This window comes from Kribbella antibiotica (genome assembly GCF_004349055.1).
GTDB lineage: Bacteria > Actinomycetota > Actinomycetes > Propionibacteriales > Kribbellaceae > Kribbella > Kribbella antibiotica.
On record NZ_SMKX01000037.1, the window covers coordinates 14161 to 29437 of the forward strand.

The 15277-nt window shown below is 67.4% G+C and carries 12 protein-coding genes; 6 read left to right on the plus strand and 6 right to left on the minus strand.

The genetic code is table 11. The features are described from left to right. Nucleotides 1-13: 13 nt before the first annotated feature. Nucleotides 14-211 carry a hypothetical protein gene (locus E1263_RS15375; protein WP_132167984.1) on the plus strand — a complete coding sequence of 66 codons (198 nt, stop codon included), beginning with the start codon at nt 14-16 and terminating at the stop codon, nt 209-211. Here E1263_RS15375 and E1263_RS15380 read toward each other — a convergent pair. Genes E1263_RS15380 through E1263_RS15390 form a run of 3 tightly spaced genes read right to left on the minus strand, consistent with a single transcriptional unit; the run spans nt 208 to nt 5119 of the window. Then, nucleotides 208-1116, minus strand: a complete 909-nt coding sequence (locus tag E1263_RS15380; RefSeq protein ID WP_132167985.1) for a hypothetical protein — start codon at nt 1114-1116, stop codon at nt 208-210. The genes E1263_RS15375 and E1263_RS15380 overlap by 4 nt on opposite strands. Next, nucleotides 1116-2330: an SWIM zinc finger family protein gene (locus E1263_RS15385; protein ID WP_132167986.1), complete on the minus strand. Its 1215-nt coding sequence runs from the start codon at nt 2328-2330 to the stop codon at nt 1116-1118. The genes E1263_RS15380 and E1263_RS15385 overlap by 1 nt, the downstream gene beginning before the upstream one ends. Beyond that, nucleotides 2327-5119, minus strand: a complete 2793-nt coding sequence (locus E1263_RS15390; protein ID WP_132167987.1) for a DEAD/DEAH box helicase — start codon at nt 5117-5119, stop codon at nt 2327-2329. Before E1263_RS15390 ends, E1263_RS15385 begins: the two co-directional genes overlap by 4 nt. A gap of 133 nt (nt 5120-5252) precedes the next feature. On the opposite strand from E1263_RS15390, the gene E1263_RS15395 reads away from it, so the two are divergent. Continuing rightward, nucleotides 5253-6242 (plus strand): zinc-binding dehydrogenase, encoded by a 990-nt coding sequence (locus E1263_RS15395; RefSeq protein ID WP_132167988.1) that lies wholly within the window; start codon nt 5253-5255, stop codon nt 6240-6242. Here E1263_RS15395 and E1263_RS15400 read toward each other — a convergent pair. Further along, nucleotides 6208-7542: a GGDEF domain-containing protein gene (locus E1263_RS15400; protein WP_132167989.1), complete on the minus strand. Its 1335-nt coding sequence runs from the start codon at nt 7540-7542 to the stop codon at nt 6208-6210. The two genes, E1263_RS15395 and E1263_RS15400, sit on opposite strands and share 35 nt — an antisense overlap. A 120-nt stretch (nt 7543-7662) precedes the next feature. On the opposite strand from E1263_RS15400, the gene E1263_RS15405 reads away from it, so the two are divergent. Beyond that, on the plus strand, nt 7663-7860 hold the full coding sequence (locus E1263_RS15405; RefSeq protein ID WP_132167990.1) for a DEAD/DEAH box helicase: 198 nt from the start codon (nt 7663-7665) through the stop codon (nt 7858-7860). 118 nt (nt 7861-7978) lie between these two features. On the opposite strand, the gene E1263_RS15410 is transcribed toward E1263_RS15405, so the two are convergent. Next, nucleotides 7979-9223, minus strand: coding sequence for an MFS transporter (locus tag E1263_RS15410; RefSeq protein ID WP_132167991.1), 1245 nt, complete (start codon nt 9221-9223; stop codon nt 7979-7981). A gap of 420 nt (nt 9224-9643) precedes the next feature. Here E1263_RS15410 and E1263_RS15415 point away from each other — a divergent pair, with 420 nt between their 5' ends. Both E1263_RS15415 and E1263_RS15420 read left to right on the plus strand, forming a co-directional pair. Beyond that, complete coding sequence (locus E1263_RS15415) at nt 9644-12196, plus strand: MXAN_6230/SCO0854 family RING domain-containing protein (protein WP_132167992.1); 2553 nt, start codon at nt 9644-9646, stop codon at nt 12194-12196. 105 nt (nt 12197-12301) lie between these two features. Next, a complete protein-coding gene (locus tag E1263_RS15420) occupies nt 12302-12805 on the plus strand; it encodes a hypothetical protein (protein WP_132167993.1) in 504 nt (167 codons plus the stop codon). On the opposite strand, the gene E1263_RS15425 is transcribed toward E1263_RS15420, so the two are convergent. Continuing rightward, the gene (locus E1263_RS15425; protein ID WP_132167994.1) at nt 12802-13557 is read right to left on the minus strand and encodes a FadR/GntR family transcriptional regulator; all 756 of its coding nucleotides are present in this window, start codon (nt 13555-13557) and stop codon (nt 12802-12804) included. The two genes, E1263_RS15420 and E1263_RS15425, sit on opposite strands and share 4 nt — an antisense overlap. A 204-nt stretch (nt 13558-13761) precedes the next feature. On the opposite strand from E1263_RS15425, the gene E1263_RS15430 reads away from it, so the two are divergent. Next, nucleotides 13762-15273 (plus strand): ABC transporter substrate-binding protein, encoded by a 1512-nt coding sequence (locus E1263_RS15430; RefSeq protein ID WP_132167995.1) that lies wholly within the window; start codon nt 13762-13764, stop codon nt 15271-15273. Nucleotides 15274-15277: the final 4 nt, after the last annotated feature.

Below are 15277 nucleotides of genomic sequence, written 5' to 3' on the forward strand. Positions count from 1 at the left end.
AGGAGGCGACCCCATGGGCGCCGCACTGGCCGTCCCACTCCTGGTAGTCGTCGTACTCGCTGTCGTCTATGTCCTCTGGTCGCTGCTCGCCGCAGCCCGCGGCGCAGCCTCAGTAGCCAAAGACGAGACCACTGGCGAGACCGCCGCTCACCACAATCCCGGCGACCCGGACCACGTCAGCACCACCCCGCCCGACCTCGACCAGAACTAACGCCGGTACGACGGGGTCATCGCCCGCCCCAGCTCGACAAGTGCCGGTCCGCTGTTCTTCCTGGTGGTGTAGCCGGCGACATAGGCGTTCCCGACCCGGAAGGCGAGGTAGATGCCGTCGGTCTGCAGCCAGCCTTCGTCGCCGACCTTCACGGCCCTCGCGGAGGAATTCGGATAGTCCGCGAAGGTGAAGGCCTGATCGGATCCTTGGCCACCGCCCCGAACCAAGATGGTGTCGGTGACCGAGCCCCACTGGCAGTAGAGGTAGCCATCCATCGTTCCGCCGCGGCGGATGACGGCCTTGGCGCCGAGAATCTTCGCTGCTGCAGCGGCGCCGGGTGCGCAGCCCGGCTCGTCGATGGCAGCTGGGTCCGTCGGTAGGCCGTTGGGAAGTTCGGTGATGACCTTGGCCATCTCTTGAAGCTCCGCGAGGGTCGAGCGGTCGCTGCGGTAGGAGGCGCCGTACTCGGTGTCTCCGCGAAGCAGGACCAGACGGTCACCAGTCCGGAAGCCGAGCTGGGGCGCAGCCGCCACAGGATCGAGCGTCCAGGAGCCTTCGCCGAGGTCGCCGTCCATCAGCTTGGTGGCGACGTGGTCACGGCGGTTGTCAGCCTCCTCCTGCTTCCGCAGCCGGACGGCGTCCGCGGCGCTTACTGGCAAGACCGAGAGCGATACGCGGATCATGTGCTGCGGCGCTTCGGTGTCGATCAGTCGGCAACTGTCCGTCAGCGGCACTGCCCCGGACGGCCCCGCTGGTGCGACCTTCCACTGGCCCGCGAGCTTGGGCAGCATGCGTTCGCAGAGGTTGCCGGTGGCTACTACTGGTGTGGGCTCGGGCTTCTTCTCCGCCTGGCACGCGGTCAGGAGCAGTACGAGCGTGCACACCGCTGTGAGAGTTCGACGCATCAGGATTCCAGGAGTTCTTGTGGGTTCGGCGAGGGTGGGCGGCTGAGGGTCCAGTCGCCGAAGTGTTGGTCGAAGCGGTACCAGAGGTTGTCGGGGCCGAGGCGGAGTTGGCGTTTGCCGGCGGTGACTCGGTTGGCTTCGATCGTGGCTTGAGGGAGTAGAGCGGCTGCTTCGGCTAGGGCTTCGGGGTCTGGGGTGGTGGGGGAGTCGGTGGCTGCGGCTAGGCCGCCGGGGCCGGCTTGGCGCCAGGCGGCGGCCCAGCTGGTGAGTTGACGAGCCGGTACGCCGGATCGGTGCGCGAGCTCGGCCAGGTCCGCCGTACTGAGGGTTGCGGCTCGGCGGGCCAGGTCTTGGTCGAAGGTGAGCTCGGGCATGCCGTCGCCGGAGGCTAGCTCCCAGGCGCGTTGGGCGGCGTCGGTTGCTAAGGCGACCAGATCGCCTACGTCGATCTCCGATGAGCGAGGTGGGTCCAGCGCCTGCACTGCCGCCGGTAGTCGCGCGGATCGCAACGGCCGTGGCACGACTGGCAGTGCGCCAACCCGAGCGGCGTACGCAGCACGGGCCGGGATGCCTGGGGGAGCGGCCTTGACCACTGGCGCTGCTGACGACGTGCCGCGGCGGGCGCGGAGCGCGGCTAGCAGATCGTCTTTGGACCGGCCGCGAAGCAGCAGCAACGCAAACGGATCACTGTCGAGCGCGTCGGTGATCACGTAGCAAACAGCTGCCGAGTGCTTGCACGGTACGGCGAAGTCGGGGCAGTTGCAGTGTGTCTTGATCTCGCCCGCACCGGGCAGCAGATCCAGGCCGGTGGCGCGGACGTCGTCGACCACCTCCGGCGGCAGTTCGCCGTCCAGCAGCGCGGCGACTCGCCCGATCTGCGCCGACACGACATCGAGCACGGCATCCCACTCCGCACTTGAGAACGCCTGGATCCGCACGGCCACCTGGTACGGCGTCGTGCGGCTGCCCTGCACGACAGCGTCGACCTCGCCCGGTGTGACCGTCAGCTCCAGCACGCTGCCGCGTCGCGCGTAGGAGCGCCCGCGTGCCAGCCGGTTCGGATCCAGCCGCGCCCGTTGCTCCAACGCCTCCAACCAGGCGCGTCCCCACCACGTCGCACCGAACGGCCGTCGACTACCCGGCCCGCGGGCTGCAGGTAGCCCGGCGTCCTCGCCCTTGTCCCGCCAGCCTCGCCATGGTGTGCGCTCATTCACGGCCGTGCCCTCCCAACAGCAGAAGGGTTGTAGCCACTGGCAGAGCCCGAGCGCGCCGGCCCGGTCGACAATTCGACAAGCTCGGACAGTTCCGCGTTGGAGAGCTCACTCAGCCAAGCTTCGCCCGAGCCAACCACCGCATCGGCCAGCTCACGCTTCGCCGCGATGACCGCGGAGATCCGATCCTCCAACGTGTTCTCCGTGACGAGCCGATGCACCTGGACCGGCCGATCCTGCCCGATCCGGTACGCCCGGTCGGTCGCCTGATCCTCGACTGCCGGATTCCACCAGCGGTCGTAGTGCACGACATGTGTCGCCTGCGTCAAGGTCAGCCCGACACCGCCCGCCTTGAGCGAGAGCAGGAACACCGGCGACTCACCTGCCTGGAACTGCTCGACCATCTGCTCGCGCTTGCGCACCCCGATCCCACCGTGCAGGAACAGCGGCTGCACACCACGCGTCGCCAGATGCGCTTCGATCAGCCGGCACATCTCGACGTACTGGCTGAAGATCAGGACCGACTCGCCTTCGGCCAGGATGACGTCGAGGAGCTCGTCGAGCGCAGCCAGCTTGCCGGACCGCCGCTCCAGCGGACCAGGCTGATGCAGGAACTGCGCCGGATGGTTGCAGATCTGCTTGAGCTGCGTGAGCAGACTGAGCACCAGCCCGCGCCGCTCGATCCCCTCCGAGGACTCGATCTTGGCCAGCGTCTCGGTAGCCACCGCCTGATAGAGCGTCGCTTGCTCAACCGTCAGCGGTACGACGACGTCCTGCTCGGTCTTCGGCGGCAACTCCGGCGCGATCCCGGGGTCGATCTTGCGCCGCCGCAACAGGAACGGCCGCGTGACCCGCGCCAGCCGGGACGTCGCCTCTTCGTCGTGATACCGCTCCACCGGTACGGCGATGTCCTGCCGGAACCGCTCGAGGGTTCCGAGCAACCCCGGCGCTGCCCAGTCCAGAATCGACCAGAGTTCCGACAACCGGTTCTCCACCGGCGTCCCGGTCAGCGCGATTCTGGTTGCCGACGGCAACGTTCGCAGTGCGCGAGCTGTCCGAGACAACGGGTTCTTGGCGTGCTGCGCCTCATCCGCGACGGCCAGCCCCCACTGAACCTCGCCAAGAACGTGATGATCCTGCCGCACCACGCCGTACGTGGTCAGCACCACCTCGTCCGGAGCGAGATCACTCAACGACCGCCCGGCACCATGGAACCGCCGAGTCGGCACATCCGGCGCGAACTTGGCGAACTCGCGCTCCCACGTGCCCAGCAGCGTCGACGGACACACCACCAACGTCGGCCCATGCCCACGACCACGCCGTACTAGATGCAGCGCGATGACCTGAATCGTCTTGCCAAGCCCCATATCGTCGGCAAGGCAACCACCGAGGCCGAGGTCGGTCAGTTGCGCCATCCACGCCACCCCGCGGCGCTGGTAGTCCCGCAGCGTCGCCTGCAGCCCCATCGGTTCTTCGAACGGCGCAGTGTCGTCACCCGAGCGGAGCCGGCTCAGCATGTCGGCCAGCGAACCGACGGCGTCAAAGGCGACCAGCTCACCGCCGACCACGATCGTCCCGGTCAGTGCGGCGCCGAGCGCCTCGGCACCGGTCAGCTTGTGCGTGCCGCCGCGGCGCAGCTTGCGCACGAGGTCGTGATCGACGCGCACCCAGCGCCCGCGCATCCGGATCATCGGCCGCTTCGCCTCGGCGAGCGCAGCGACCTCTTCTTCGGTCAGCTCCTCCCCATCCAGCATCGGCCGCCAGCGGAACGCGACCAGCTCGGTCAAGCTGAAGTCAGGCCCAGTCACAGCTCCCGGTGTGGGGGTCGCGACCGTCCCGCGCACACTCAGCCCACTCGTGAACAGCTCAGCCGGCCAGAGCACCTCAATACCCGCGCCCTCCAACGCAGTGCTGCCCTCAGCCAACTCCTCCAGTGCGTCATCATCAACATCAACCGCTGCGGGTGCAGCGTCTCGCAAGGCTGCTGACAGCGGCGGCCACACCCGAGCCCCGCGCCGCAGTGCCAACAGCAGGTCAGTCTCAGCTCGCTCGCCGAGTGCGGCGAGCACTGCGGCCGGTGCGGTCCACACCTCGGCCACATCGACCAGCAGACTGGGATCCAGCTCGCTGCGAAGCTGCAACACAGCCTGGAAGTCAGAGAGTTCCTCGGCCGGCGGCTCGATCCGCAGGACCAGCCGAGCACCGGCGTCCTCGCTCTGTGCCGTTTCGGCCAGCCACTCAGTCGGTCCGGCGACCTCTAGCGGCTCCACGGCCGCAAACGCCGCTGCACCCGGCCGAGCTGCGACAGCAGCAGCGGGCGTCCGCACCAGCGTGTCCGCGATCGCATCCCAGAACGCTCGCACCAACTGCTCTGGATCGACCAACCGCACCGGCCGCGATCCCTCAAGCGGCAACGCATGCCCGTACGGCGGCATCGCGGCAACCAGCTGTTTCAGCCACCCGCGATCCGGCGGATCCAGTGGGGCTACCCGCCAGCCGCCGTACCCATTGGGGGTGAGGTCGGGCACGAGTCGGCCGCGCGCGATCAGCCCGAGCCCGGCCAATGCAGCCGCTCGCCAGGCCTCCCAACTCGCGGCGCCCGGCACCGGCGACGAGGCCAGCTCGAGCGCCTCTGGAATGGTCAGCAGCCGCGCCCGGACCGTCGTCCGCCGAACCTGCGATCCCTGTGGGAGCACGAGAGTGACGCTTTCGTCGGCACCCTCGACTTCGCCGTACAACGCCAATCGGCCCGCGCGTGGCGGGTCGGCTGGCACGAAGACGGCGTTGAACATGCCCAGCACAGTACGCCGGACGACCGACAACTTTCATGTCGCCGAAGCAAGCCTGTGGACAACTCGGATCGGCTTGACCTCAACCGAGGTTCAGGGACGAGGCTGGGGCCACTCGACGATGAAGGAGCAGGACATGCGTGCAGCAGTGGTGACCGAGTTCGGCGAACCCTCGGTGATCCGGATCCAGGAGTGGCCCGACCCGGTTCCGGCGGAAGGACAGGTCCTGGTCGAGGTCGAGGTGGCCGACATGATCTTCGTGGATGCAGCGATTCGCCGTGGCCACCATGGCGGCTACTTCGACGTCACACCGCCGTTCGTGCCCGGCAGTCGCTTCGGTGGCCGCGTCCGGGCGACAGGCCCCGGGGTATCCGACACGTGGATCGGAAAGACCGTTGTCGGGCGCAGCGTGGACTTCGCCGCCCACGCGGAGCTGGTTGTGGCGGCATCCGACTCACTGACTGAGACCGATCTGAATCTTGAGACCGCGGTCGCTGTGACCGGGGACGGCTTCACGACGCTACTGCTCGAACAGCTGGCCCCAGACCTGCAGGGCAAGGACGTACTGATCACTGCGTCGGCAGGCGGCATGGGACTGCTGCTGATCCAGCTAGCGCATCGCGCCGGCGCACGTGTCATCGCTGCCGCGCGCGGTCAGGCCAAGCTCGACCTCAGCCAGGCACAGGGCGCCGACGTGGTGATCGACTACTCGCAGCCGGGCTGGGAGAAGTCGGTGCTGGAGGCAACCGGTGGCCGCGGCGCCGACGTGGTCTTCGAAGGTGCCGGTGGCGAGCTGGGCACGACAGCCTTCGGTGTGGTCAAGGACGGTGGCTGGTTCTCGGCGCATGGTGCGCCGAGCGGGACCTTTGCCACCTACGACCCGGCTGAGGCCGACCGTCGAGGCATCACGGTGAAGGGGATCGAAGACCTCCGCGTCGACCTCGTCGCCACGACGGTTACCGATGCGGCGGTGCTGCAACGAGCCGCGGCCGGCGACCTGGTCCCGGTGGTCGACCGCGTGTTCGACCTGGATCACGTGGCCGAGGCCCACACAGCCCTCGAGCAGCGCGTACTGCTCGGCAAAGCTCTGATCAGGGTTCGACCGGCTGGTCTGCGTGGTCAGTAACAGCAGGTGGATTCGGCCGGGCCGCGACAATGCGGTTCCGGCCGTCCTGCTTTGCAGTGAGCAAGGCGTTGTCAGCGGCGAGCACTAGCTGGTCCATGGTGTTCGCAACGTCCGGATACACCGCCACACCGATGGAGGCCGGCACACCGGTGATCACCGCGGTCCGATCGGCCGCAGTGTCGACCGACACGTTCAGTGCGCTCAGGCGGTCCCGGATTCGCTCCGCGACCTCGAGTACCTCGGTCTCGGAAGCGCCAGGCAGCAGGACTGCCAGCTCGTCGCCACCGACCCGTGCGACCAGATCGCCCTGCCTGACCTCTGCCCGAACGCTCTGCCCGACAGCTTTCAGCGCTTGATCGCCGGCCGGGTGACCATAGGTGTCGTTGATCTCCTTGAACCTGTCCAGGTCCAGCATCAACAGACCGACCGTGCTGCGCAGCGTCTCCGCCCGCGCCAACTCCACCGGTACGGCGTTCGCCCAGTACGCCGGTGTGGCCAGCCCGGTCTTCACGTCCGTCCCAGCAGCACGCTGGAACTGCGGTAGCAGCAGATCGCGATGCAGCGTCAGCACCGTCACCATCAGGATCGGCACCACCCACGGGTACGACGCCTGCAGCGCACCGACCGCCACACCAAGCCCCAGCCCCGCGACCACCACCAGTTGATCGGAGAGGTCGCCGAGGGCGCTACGAGCCGTGGCGTCCGGGGACGACAGCAGAATCGCGCCGATCACCAGGGCGAAGTTCACCAGCCACCAGGTAGTCGCAGTGCCCAGCACAACAAGCAGTGAGAACGGGCCGGTCGGCACCCGCGGCTCAGCGATCAGCCCGCCACCACGCAGTACGGCGGCAGCCGCGGCGCTGGCCAGGATGAACGTGCTCGCGGAGAACACCTTCCGGTGCGCGATCGTCCGGCCGTAGACGCGAATCCAGGAGTACCCGTACGAGACGACGATCAGTGCGATCACCAGGCTCAGCGGGAGCAGCAGCAGACCGGCGAAGACCCAGAGGCTCTTCAGGTTCGTGTAGGGCGAACTGTTAGCCGCCATCTCGCGTCGCCGTTCGATTCCGCGGGCAGACTCCAGATGCAGGACCGAGGCGGCCGTCAGTACGGCGAAGGCGACCCACTCCGACGGCCTGACGCCGGCTCGGGCGCCGGAGATCGTCGAGGCCAGAGCCAAGGCGGTGATCGCGATCGCGACAGCATCGACACCGAGCACATAGCTCAGCGCCGGGCGTGGCAACGACCAGAGCTTCCATTGGCGGGGTGGCACCCACTTGCTCCGACCGATCAGAATCATGGTGGCCTCACACGGATAGACCTGAGCGGTTATTCCTGAATAGTAACTGCCTGTTCACGCGAGGTCATCCCGGACCGCGCGTTATTCCATCTGGCGGATGGCGAAGGAAGGATCCCCACCATGTCCAAGATCAGCACCGGCAACGAGTGGTTCCACGGCTCAAACAAGCGTTCGGCAGGCGCCGGAAACGAGTGGCTGCACGGCGGGAACGAGTGGTTCCACGGCGGGAACGAGTGGTTCACGCAGAGTGGCAACGAGTGGCTGCACCGGCCCGCCGGGGGCGGCAACGAATGGTTCACCAACGGTAACGAGTGGTGATCCACCGAACCTCCCGGCAATTTCTTTACGAATACTTTACCAAGAGCCTTCCGGGGGTAATTCCCTGAATCCCCGGCCGGCTCGTGAAATACGGCGTACGCCGTATTTGTGCAGGAAATCAGGCAAGGACCGTTGCGGCGGCTTCCGGCCCGGGGCGGCGGGCTCGCGACCAGGCGGTGCCCGCCGCCGCGGCGGCAATCAGACCGACAGTGCCCATCACCCCCAGGGCGAACGACGGTGTCGAGCCTTGCGCGATGAGACCGGCCAGCAGGATGCCGAGGCCCTGACTGCTTCTGAGTGCTGTGCTGGCGACTCCGAACGCCTGACCGCGCTGTGAGTCCGGCACGGCCTGAACGAACGCCGCACTGGTCGGCAGGTGGTACGCAGACGCCATCCCTGACATGCCCCACAGCAGCACTGTCGGCAGCAGGCCAGGGGTGAGGAAGCTCAGTGCCAAGGGGACGCAGGCGAGGGCGGCCAGTGGCCCAAGCAGCCGCATGCGACGTTCTGGAGGCCAGAGGGTGATCAGCCACATCCCGAGAACTGCACCGGCCGGGCTGGCGGCCAGGAGGAGCCCCGCTGCGGTTGGTCCCTGACCGATCTCATGGGCATAGGGGACCGCGAGGCCCTCCACGGTGACGTAGAAGCCGGCGATGGTCGCCAGGAGGACCAGCGTCCGCAGCTTCGGCGTACGGGCGACCAGTGAGAGGCCTGCGGACAGGTCTTGGAAGTAGCCCCGGCGTGGCGCATCAGTGCCACTTGTCGGAGCTGGCCGGCTACGCACTCCGACGGCAATGAGTCCGGCGGAGAGCAAGAAGGTTGCAGAGTCGAGCAGGAGGCCGCCGGATGTGCCGACAGCCACCACGATCGCGCCACCGGCACCGAAGCCGAGCACCTGACTGAACTGCACAACCATGTCGTTGGCGGCCTTGCCGAGCACGTAATGATCCCCGGGCAGTACGGCGGGCAGGGTCGCTGCACGCGCTGCGTTGAACGGCGCCCCGAAGGCCTGCAGTCCGAGCAGAAGCAGGATCACGACCAGTAGTGGTAGCGCCTGAATCGCCATAGCAGCAACGAGAATCGCCCTCGCCAGGTCGGTGATGATCAGCACCGCACGGCGCGGATAGCGGTCCGCGAAGCCCGCGAGCAGCGGACCGAAGAGCAGATCAGGGATGTAGGTCAGCGCATACGTCAGTGCGGTCAGTCCGGCCGACTTCGTCCGGTCGAAAACCAGTACTGACAGCGCCACCCGTGCGAGCTGGTCACCGGCGACGGAGAGCACTCCGGCCAGGAACAACGCCCGGAACTCGGCATGCCCGAAGACATCCCGCCAGCGCGCGCGCCCGACCACCTCGCCCTCCATGGTCGGATCATCACCACTATCCGTAGCCCCACACCTTCTGCGCGTGATCAGAAGGGTTTTCCCGCACGAAACAGGCGTGGTTCAAAGGTTTGCTCGCGGCGCATCAGTGCCACTTTCTGCCCAAAACGGCTACCCAGTGGCGTGAGGTTTGATCAAAGGTTCTATTCTGTAGTTGTTCCGATGCTGGGGTCTGGGCGGGGCGGCCCCGACCCTGGCATCGGACTCTTCTTTGTCCGGGCGGAACCGACAGAAACTGTCGGTGGAGCCCGGTAGCGTTCTTCTTGCCAGGGGCGGCTCCTGGACGTGCTTCCTTCTCCTCACTCCAGGCAAGTAGCGCGTCCGCTCTCCGCCCCTGGCGCCTATGTCTATGACGCCGCCATCCATGACGCAGTGGCTGCGGCGTCCTGCGGGGAGGACGCGATGCAGGAAGTTGCTGCCGTGCTGTTGCGGCGCCGCCGGTTGGTCGATGCAACAACGCTGACCCCGCCCGTGCGCCGGTCGGCCTGGCAATGGGTGCGGCGCCCGCTGACGATCCAGGCGGGCCTGTCCGCGTTGCAGGCCGACCTCATCCAGCGCGGGTTTCTGCTGTCGGTGGGCCTCTACCGGCACTGTGCCGGGTTGTCGGCTCCCGCACTGGCCGGTCTGGGCAACGCACTGCTCGACCTGCTGGACGCTGAGTCCGGTCACGACACCGAGCACGTCCCACTGTTCCGTGGCTTCCCGGACACGGTCCCGGCCGATACCGAAGCCTTCTACATCAACCGCGTCTTCGCCCGGCTGCTCCAGGAGCCGCAGCAGCCCTGTGTGCTGTGCGGGGACACCAAGTCGGTGCATCCGGTCTCGCCCTGCGCGCATCTGGTCTGCCGCCAGTGTTGGGACGGCGAAGACCTCAGCGCCTGCCCGCTGTGCCTGCAGCAGATCGATCCGAGCGACCCGTTCCTGCAGCCGGGGTTCGACGGAGTGCCGCAAGAGCAGGTTCGTTCCGATCGGCTTCGCCTGCTGTCGCTGGCCGGTCCGGACGCGGTGCGCGCCACAGTCGACTCACTGCTGCTCCGCCGGACGCCGCCATCGGCCATGGATCGTTTCGACCTGCAGGTGCTGTTGCCCCTGGCCGAGCTGTCCTGGCTGCCGAATGACATCCCGGTCCGCGAGATCCGAGCTGTGGTGCTCGCACACTTCCTCGCAGAAGAGCCAGCCGTGATCGACCGGGCAACTACGGCGACCGACGTACTGCGGCTGCTCTACGCGCTCATGAACGCCGATCCTGGCCTGCGGACACCACCTGTCCGCCGGACGTCGCTGCCCCGCGCCACACGGCGGCTGGTGCTGGCGCGACTAGACCGGCTGCCGGCCGAGACGCTGATCGAGGACATGCTGCGACACGAGCGCGCGTGGAAGCGCATGGGCGAGGTGCTGCACCCGTTCGAGTTCGCGACGAGGCATCCGCGGGCGGCCCTCGCCTTCGCCGTACTGCGCCGTACCGATCTCGAGGCGGGTACGGCGGCCGGTCGGGCGGTGCTGGGCGAGGCGGCACAGCATCCGTTCGTGCGGTTGGAGGGCGGCCGGCTGGTCATGCGCACGTTCGCGACGCGCGTCGAGGGCGCGTTCGTGGAGGGTCGTCCCGGGCTCGCCCTCGATCTGCTGCGGCAGCGGCCGGGAGAGCTGCTCCGGAGGCTGGTGCAACTCGCCCGCGAGCTACCGGCCGATCAGCACGGCGATCTGCTCGCAGCAGTCGCCGTCGCTATCTCGGATGTGTCGCCGGTGGTCATCACTGCGGCGCTTGGGCAGGTGCGGACGCCACCCGGTGACCTGCGGCTGTTCTTCCCCCGTGGCGGCAGCACCCGGGTCTGGACCACGGTCGACCACAGGGAGCCGCTGCCGTCCCAGCTTGCCGCCGCGCTGTCCGGCGTACTGGTTGGTGAGATGTTGCGGCGGGCCAGTGATCTGCCGCGGTGGCGTCGGGCCTTCCTGGACGAGAACCTTGTCAGGCTGGCTGCTCCGGGCTCGGAGCGCGGTTCGTCTGGCTCACTGCGCCGGATGACGCGGGGGAGCGCCGTGGCGATCCCGCCGGAGGAGTCGCTGCGGTTGTTCCTGCACTGGGTCGAGCCGGAGGGGCAGCGGGTCGACCTGGACCTGTCGGTCGCCGTGTTCGGCGAGGAGTGGGACTTCGTTGGGCTCTGTGACTACACCCGTCTGCGCTTCGACCAGGAGGCGCTGGTGCACTCGGGAGATCTGACGTCCGCTCCGGGGCCTGGCGGCTCAACGGAGTTCGTCGATCTCGACCTGCGTCAGCTCCGCCGCGTCGGCGGGCGGTATGTGCTGCCGGTGGTGTTCAGCTACAACGACGTCCCGTTCGACCGGCTGGAGCGCGGTTTCGTCGGAGTGATGCGGCAGCCCGTCGGACTGTTCGACCCGGCCGCGGTCGAGGAGCGGTTCGACCTGTCCGGCGCGGAGAAGATCCTGATGCCGTTCGGCATCGACCTGCACACCAAGGAACTGCGCTGGTACGACATCAACCTCAGCGCCGCCGGCTACGCGCACGACATCGCGCGGTACGGCGGTCACCTGGCGCTGATGTCGGCCGCCCTTGAGGACGTGTACGGCTCGGGTGATCGGGTCAGCCTCTGGGAGATCTGCTGCTGGCACGCCGCTGCCCGCGCGGACGAGATCGCGGTCAGGTGTGACGACGGATCGGTCGTCGGCTATCTGCGTGATCCCGCCGAGGACGTGACGACGTTCGCCAAGCGACTTATCGCCCGCCTGGAGCCGGACCGGGTGTGGGACGAGGATGCGGCATCGCGAGCAGATTTCGTCGGGGTGCTCAATGGAGACCTCACGCCACGCCCCGGCACGGAGGTCTTCGCGCTGCATCCACGCCTGCTCGACGCCACCACCCTCGCGCTGGTGGACGCGTCGTGGCTGCTGAGTTCGCTGGCTCCGGACAGTCGGGCGCACGCTCCGGTCAACCTGTGAGGTTCCTGAGAGCAGTTTGATAATTCCGTGACGACGGCGCGCCAGATACTACGGACTGGTCGCCAGCAGGAGTACAACAGAAAGTGACTGCGAAGGGAGCCACGAATGACCTACGACGTGGTGGTGCTCATCGAGCGAGAGATGAGTGAGGGCGACGCGCGCCGCGTTGCCGCCCTGCACGCAAGGCACGAAGAAGCCGTCAACTATCACCTACTGGTCTCCAGTCATCCGGAGCGCGGTTTCGGTGGTCCGATGGCCCTACTGGGTACGACGTTCGCCGATGTGGCCGGTATGACCGGTCCACCGGGGAGCGCCCCTGCGGGAACGGCTCTGGCCACCCTCGCCGATCCGGACCTCGACATGGCCTCGGTCATCGAACACAGCGCACGCCAGCTCCGCGGAGCCAGCCGCTATCCAGTGCACGTCTCTATCACCCACGGCGAGGTGCTGCTCGCCCTGAAAACGCTGGTGATGCGCAGCGGCGGTCAAGAGGTCGTGGTGGTCGCCTGGCCAGAGACCGCGGCCAGCTTCCTCTGCTCCGACTGGGCCGCCAAGGCCCGCAAAATTCTCAAGGTACCGAGAGTTCGCATCCTCGAACACGACAGCTAGTCGGTGAGTGCCCGGAGCGCGTCACGTTCGCCTTCGGGCACATAGCCTGCGTAGTAGTCGTACATGTTCTGGCGGGCGATCCGGGCGGCGGCATGTCCGTCGCCGGCGCGGATGGCTTCGACGACCTCGGCGTGGTGCTGCAGCGACTCCAGCATCAGTGCGCGGCTGTTCGGTGCGTGCGCGATCTTGTCGGAGATCAGGCTGAGAACGACGCCGCGCACGACCTCGTTGCACGTCTCAATGAGTGAGTTCCGCGCGATCCGCGCGATCACGTCGTGGAAGGTCAGGTCGGCCTCGCTGAAGGCGGCGAAGTCGACGTCGATCGCGTTCTGCATCGCGACCAGCGTGCCCTCGAGCTCGGCGAGCTGCTCCGGCGTGCGCAGCCGCGACGCGACCTGGATCGCGGCGCCGTCCATGATCATCCGGAAGCTGATCAACTCGGCCAGCGTCAGTTGGTCCACCCGCGCGAGCCGAACCACCTGCTTGCGCAACGCAACCGACGAGAACGGCAGGATCTCGGGCCCATTCGGGTCGCCGGGCCGTGACCGTACGACGCCGTTGCTCTCCAGCACGCGGAGTGCCTCGCGGACTGTCGACCGGCTGACCGCGAACTGTGTGACGAGCTCCCGCTCACTCGGCAGCCGCTGACCGGGCGTGAGATCGCCCCGGGCAAGCGCTTCCTCGACCTGCTCGACGATCCGCTGGTAGGCGCGCACGGGCTGAACCGGCTGGAACCGCGGACCTTCAACCATCCGGCCTCCTCCCATCGACAGAGCCCATTTCGCCTTGACAGACCCTTGCGTAGCGACAAACCTAGTGGCCGACCGATACCTAGTCCACTGGTCAGACCAGTCACAGCTGAACGGCGAAGCCCGCCGTACAGCGTGCCCGGGTCCGGCCGGCGCGGGCCGGGTCGGCAGAATGCGGCGAGAGTCCGGTGATCTGGAGGAGTTCGCGTGAAGTCGTACACCACTCGAGCGGTCGCGTTCGTCGCCTCCGCCGCCCTGCTGGCCCTGACCGCCTGTTCGGCCGGTTCGAGTACGTCGGGTGGTCCGTCCGCCGGCGGTGATCAGTCGCTGTCGCTCGGCCTGGTCGCGGAGCCGGCCAGCCTCGACTTCACCACGACCGACGGTGCGGCGATCCCGCAGGCGCTGCTCGGCAACGTCTACGAGAGCCTGGTCAAGCAGGACGAATCCGGCAAGATCGTGCCGGCGCTGGCGAAGTCGTGGACGGTCTCGCCGGACCGCAAGACCTACACGTTCGACCTGGTCGACAACGCGAAGTTCAGCAACGACAAGCCGTTCACCGCGGCCGATGCGGTCTTCAGCATCAACCGGGTGAAGACGGCGTGGACGACCTCGCTGAAGGCCGCGATGGACGTCGTCCAGGAGGCCAAGGCGCTGTCGCCCACGCAGCTGCAGGTGACGCTGACCAAGCCGAGCAACGGCTGGCTGTTCCGGATGACGACCCGGATCGGTGCGATGTTCTCCGAGACCGGGGTGAGCGCGCTGGCCACGGAGCCGATCGGCACCGGGCCGTACAAGTTCTCGAAGTGGAACCGCGGCGACTCGATCGTGCTGCAGCGCAACGACGCCTACTGGGGGACCAAGCCGTACTTCCAGCAGATCACGCTGAAGTACTTCAAGGACCCGACCGCGCTGAACAACGCGCTGCTCACCGGCACGATCAATGTGATCACCACGGTGCAGGCGCCCGAGGCGCTCACGCAGTTCACCAGCAACGAGAAGTATCAGGTGATCGAGGGGACGACGAACGGCGAGGTGCTGCTGTCGTTCAACAACTCCAAGCCGGTCTTCCGTGACATCCGCACCCGGCAGGCGATCCGGCAGGCGATCGACCACAAGGCCTTGCTGGACACGTGTTTCGCGGGTCGCGGCAAGCTGATCGGGTCCATGGTTCCGCCGACCGATCCGTGGTACGAGGACCTGACCGGCGTCGCGCCGTACGACCTGGCCAAGGCGAAGTCGTTGCTGCAGGCATCTGGCGCGGCCGGCGCCACACTGCGGTTGCGGCTGCCCACTCTGCCGTATGCGACCTCATGTGGTCAGGTGGTGAAGAGCCAGCTGGAGCAGGCCGGGCTGAAGGTGCAGATCGACCAGCTCGAGTTCCCGGCGGCGTGGCTGACCACAGTCCTCAAGAACGCCGACTACGACATGTCGATCATCGCGCACGTTGAGCCGCGCGACCTCGGGTCCGTCTTCAGCCCGACGTACTACACGCGCTACAACGACCCGGAGCTGCAGCAACTGCTGGCCGCAGCCGATGCGGGCGACGAGAAGGCGCAGCTCGACAACATGCGCAAGGCGGGCCGGCGGCTGTCCGAGCAGGCGGCGAGTGACTGGCTGTTCCTGCTGCCGAACCTGATCGTCGCGGACAAGAACCTGACCGGTCTGCCGCAGAACGCGATCACCGAGAACTTCGACCTGTCCCGTCTGGCCCGGTCGTGACACC

What these genes read in the sequence shown, in the direction of transcription:
- E1263_RS15420 (WP_132167993.1), top strand. Translation starts at nt 12,302, where the DNA reads ATGACCTACGACGTGGTGGTGCTCATCGAGCGAGAGATGAGTGAGGGC.
- E1263_RS15425 (WP_132167994.1), bottom strand. Translation starts at nt 13,557, where the DNA reads ATGGTTGAAGGTCCGCGGTTCCAGCCGGTTCAGCCCGTGCGCGCCTAC.
- E1263_RS15380 (WP_132167985.1), bottom strand. Translation starts at nt 1,116, where the DNA reads ATGCGTCGAACTCTCACAGCGGTGTGCACGCTCGTACTGCTCCTGACC.
- E1263_RS15400 (WP_132167989.1), bottom strand. Translation starts at nt 7,542, where the DNA reads ATGATTCTGATCGGTCGGAGCAAGTGGGTGCCACCCCGCCAATGGAAG.
- E1263_RS15395 (WP_132167988.1), top strand. Translation starts at nt 5,253, where the DNA reads ATGCGTGCAGCAGTGGTGACCGAGTTCGGCGAACCCTCGGTGATCCGG.
- E1263_RS15405 (WP_132167990.1), top strand. Translation starts at nt 7,663, where the DNA reads ATGTCCAAGATCAGCACCGGCAACGAGTGGTTCCACGGCTCAAACAAG.
- E1263_RS15375 (WP_132167984.1), top strand. Translation starts at nt 14, where the DNA reads ATGGGCGCCGCACTGGCCGTCCCACTCCTGGTAGTCGTCGTACTCGCT.
- E1263_RS15410 (WP_132167991.1), bottom strand. Translation starts at nt 9,223, where the DNA reads ATGGAGGGCGAGGTGGTCGGGCGCGCGCGCTGGCGGGATGTCTTCGGG.
- E1263_RS15415 (WP_132167992.1), top strand. Translation starts at nt 9,644, where the DNA reads ATGCAGGAAGTTGCTGCCGTGCTGTTGCGGCGCCGCCGGTTGGTCGAT.
- E1263_RS15390 (WP_132167987.1), bottom strand. Translation starts at nt 5,119, where the DNA reads ATGTTCAACGCCGTCTTCGTGCCAGCCGACCCGCCACGCGCGGGCCGA.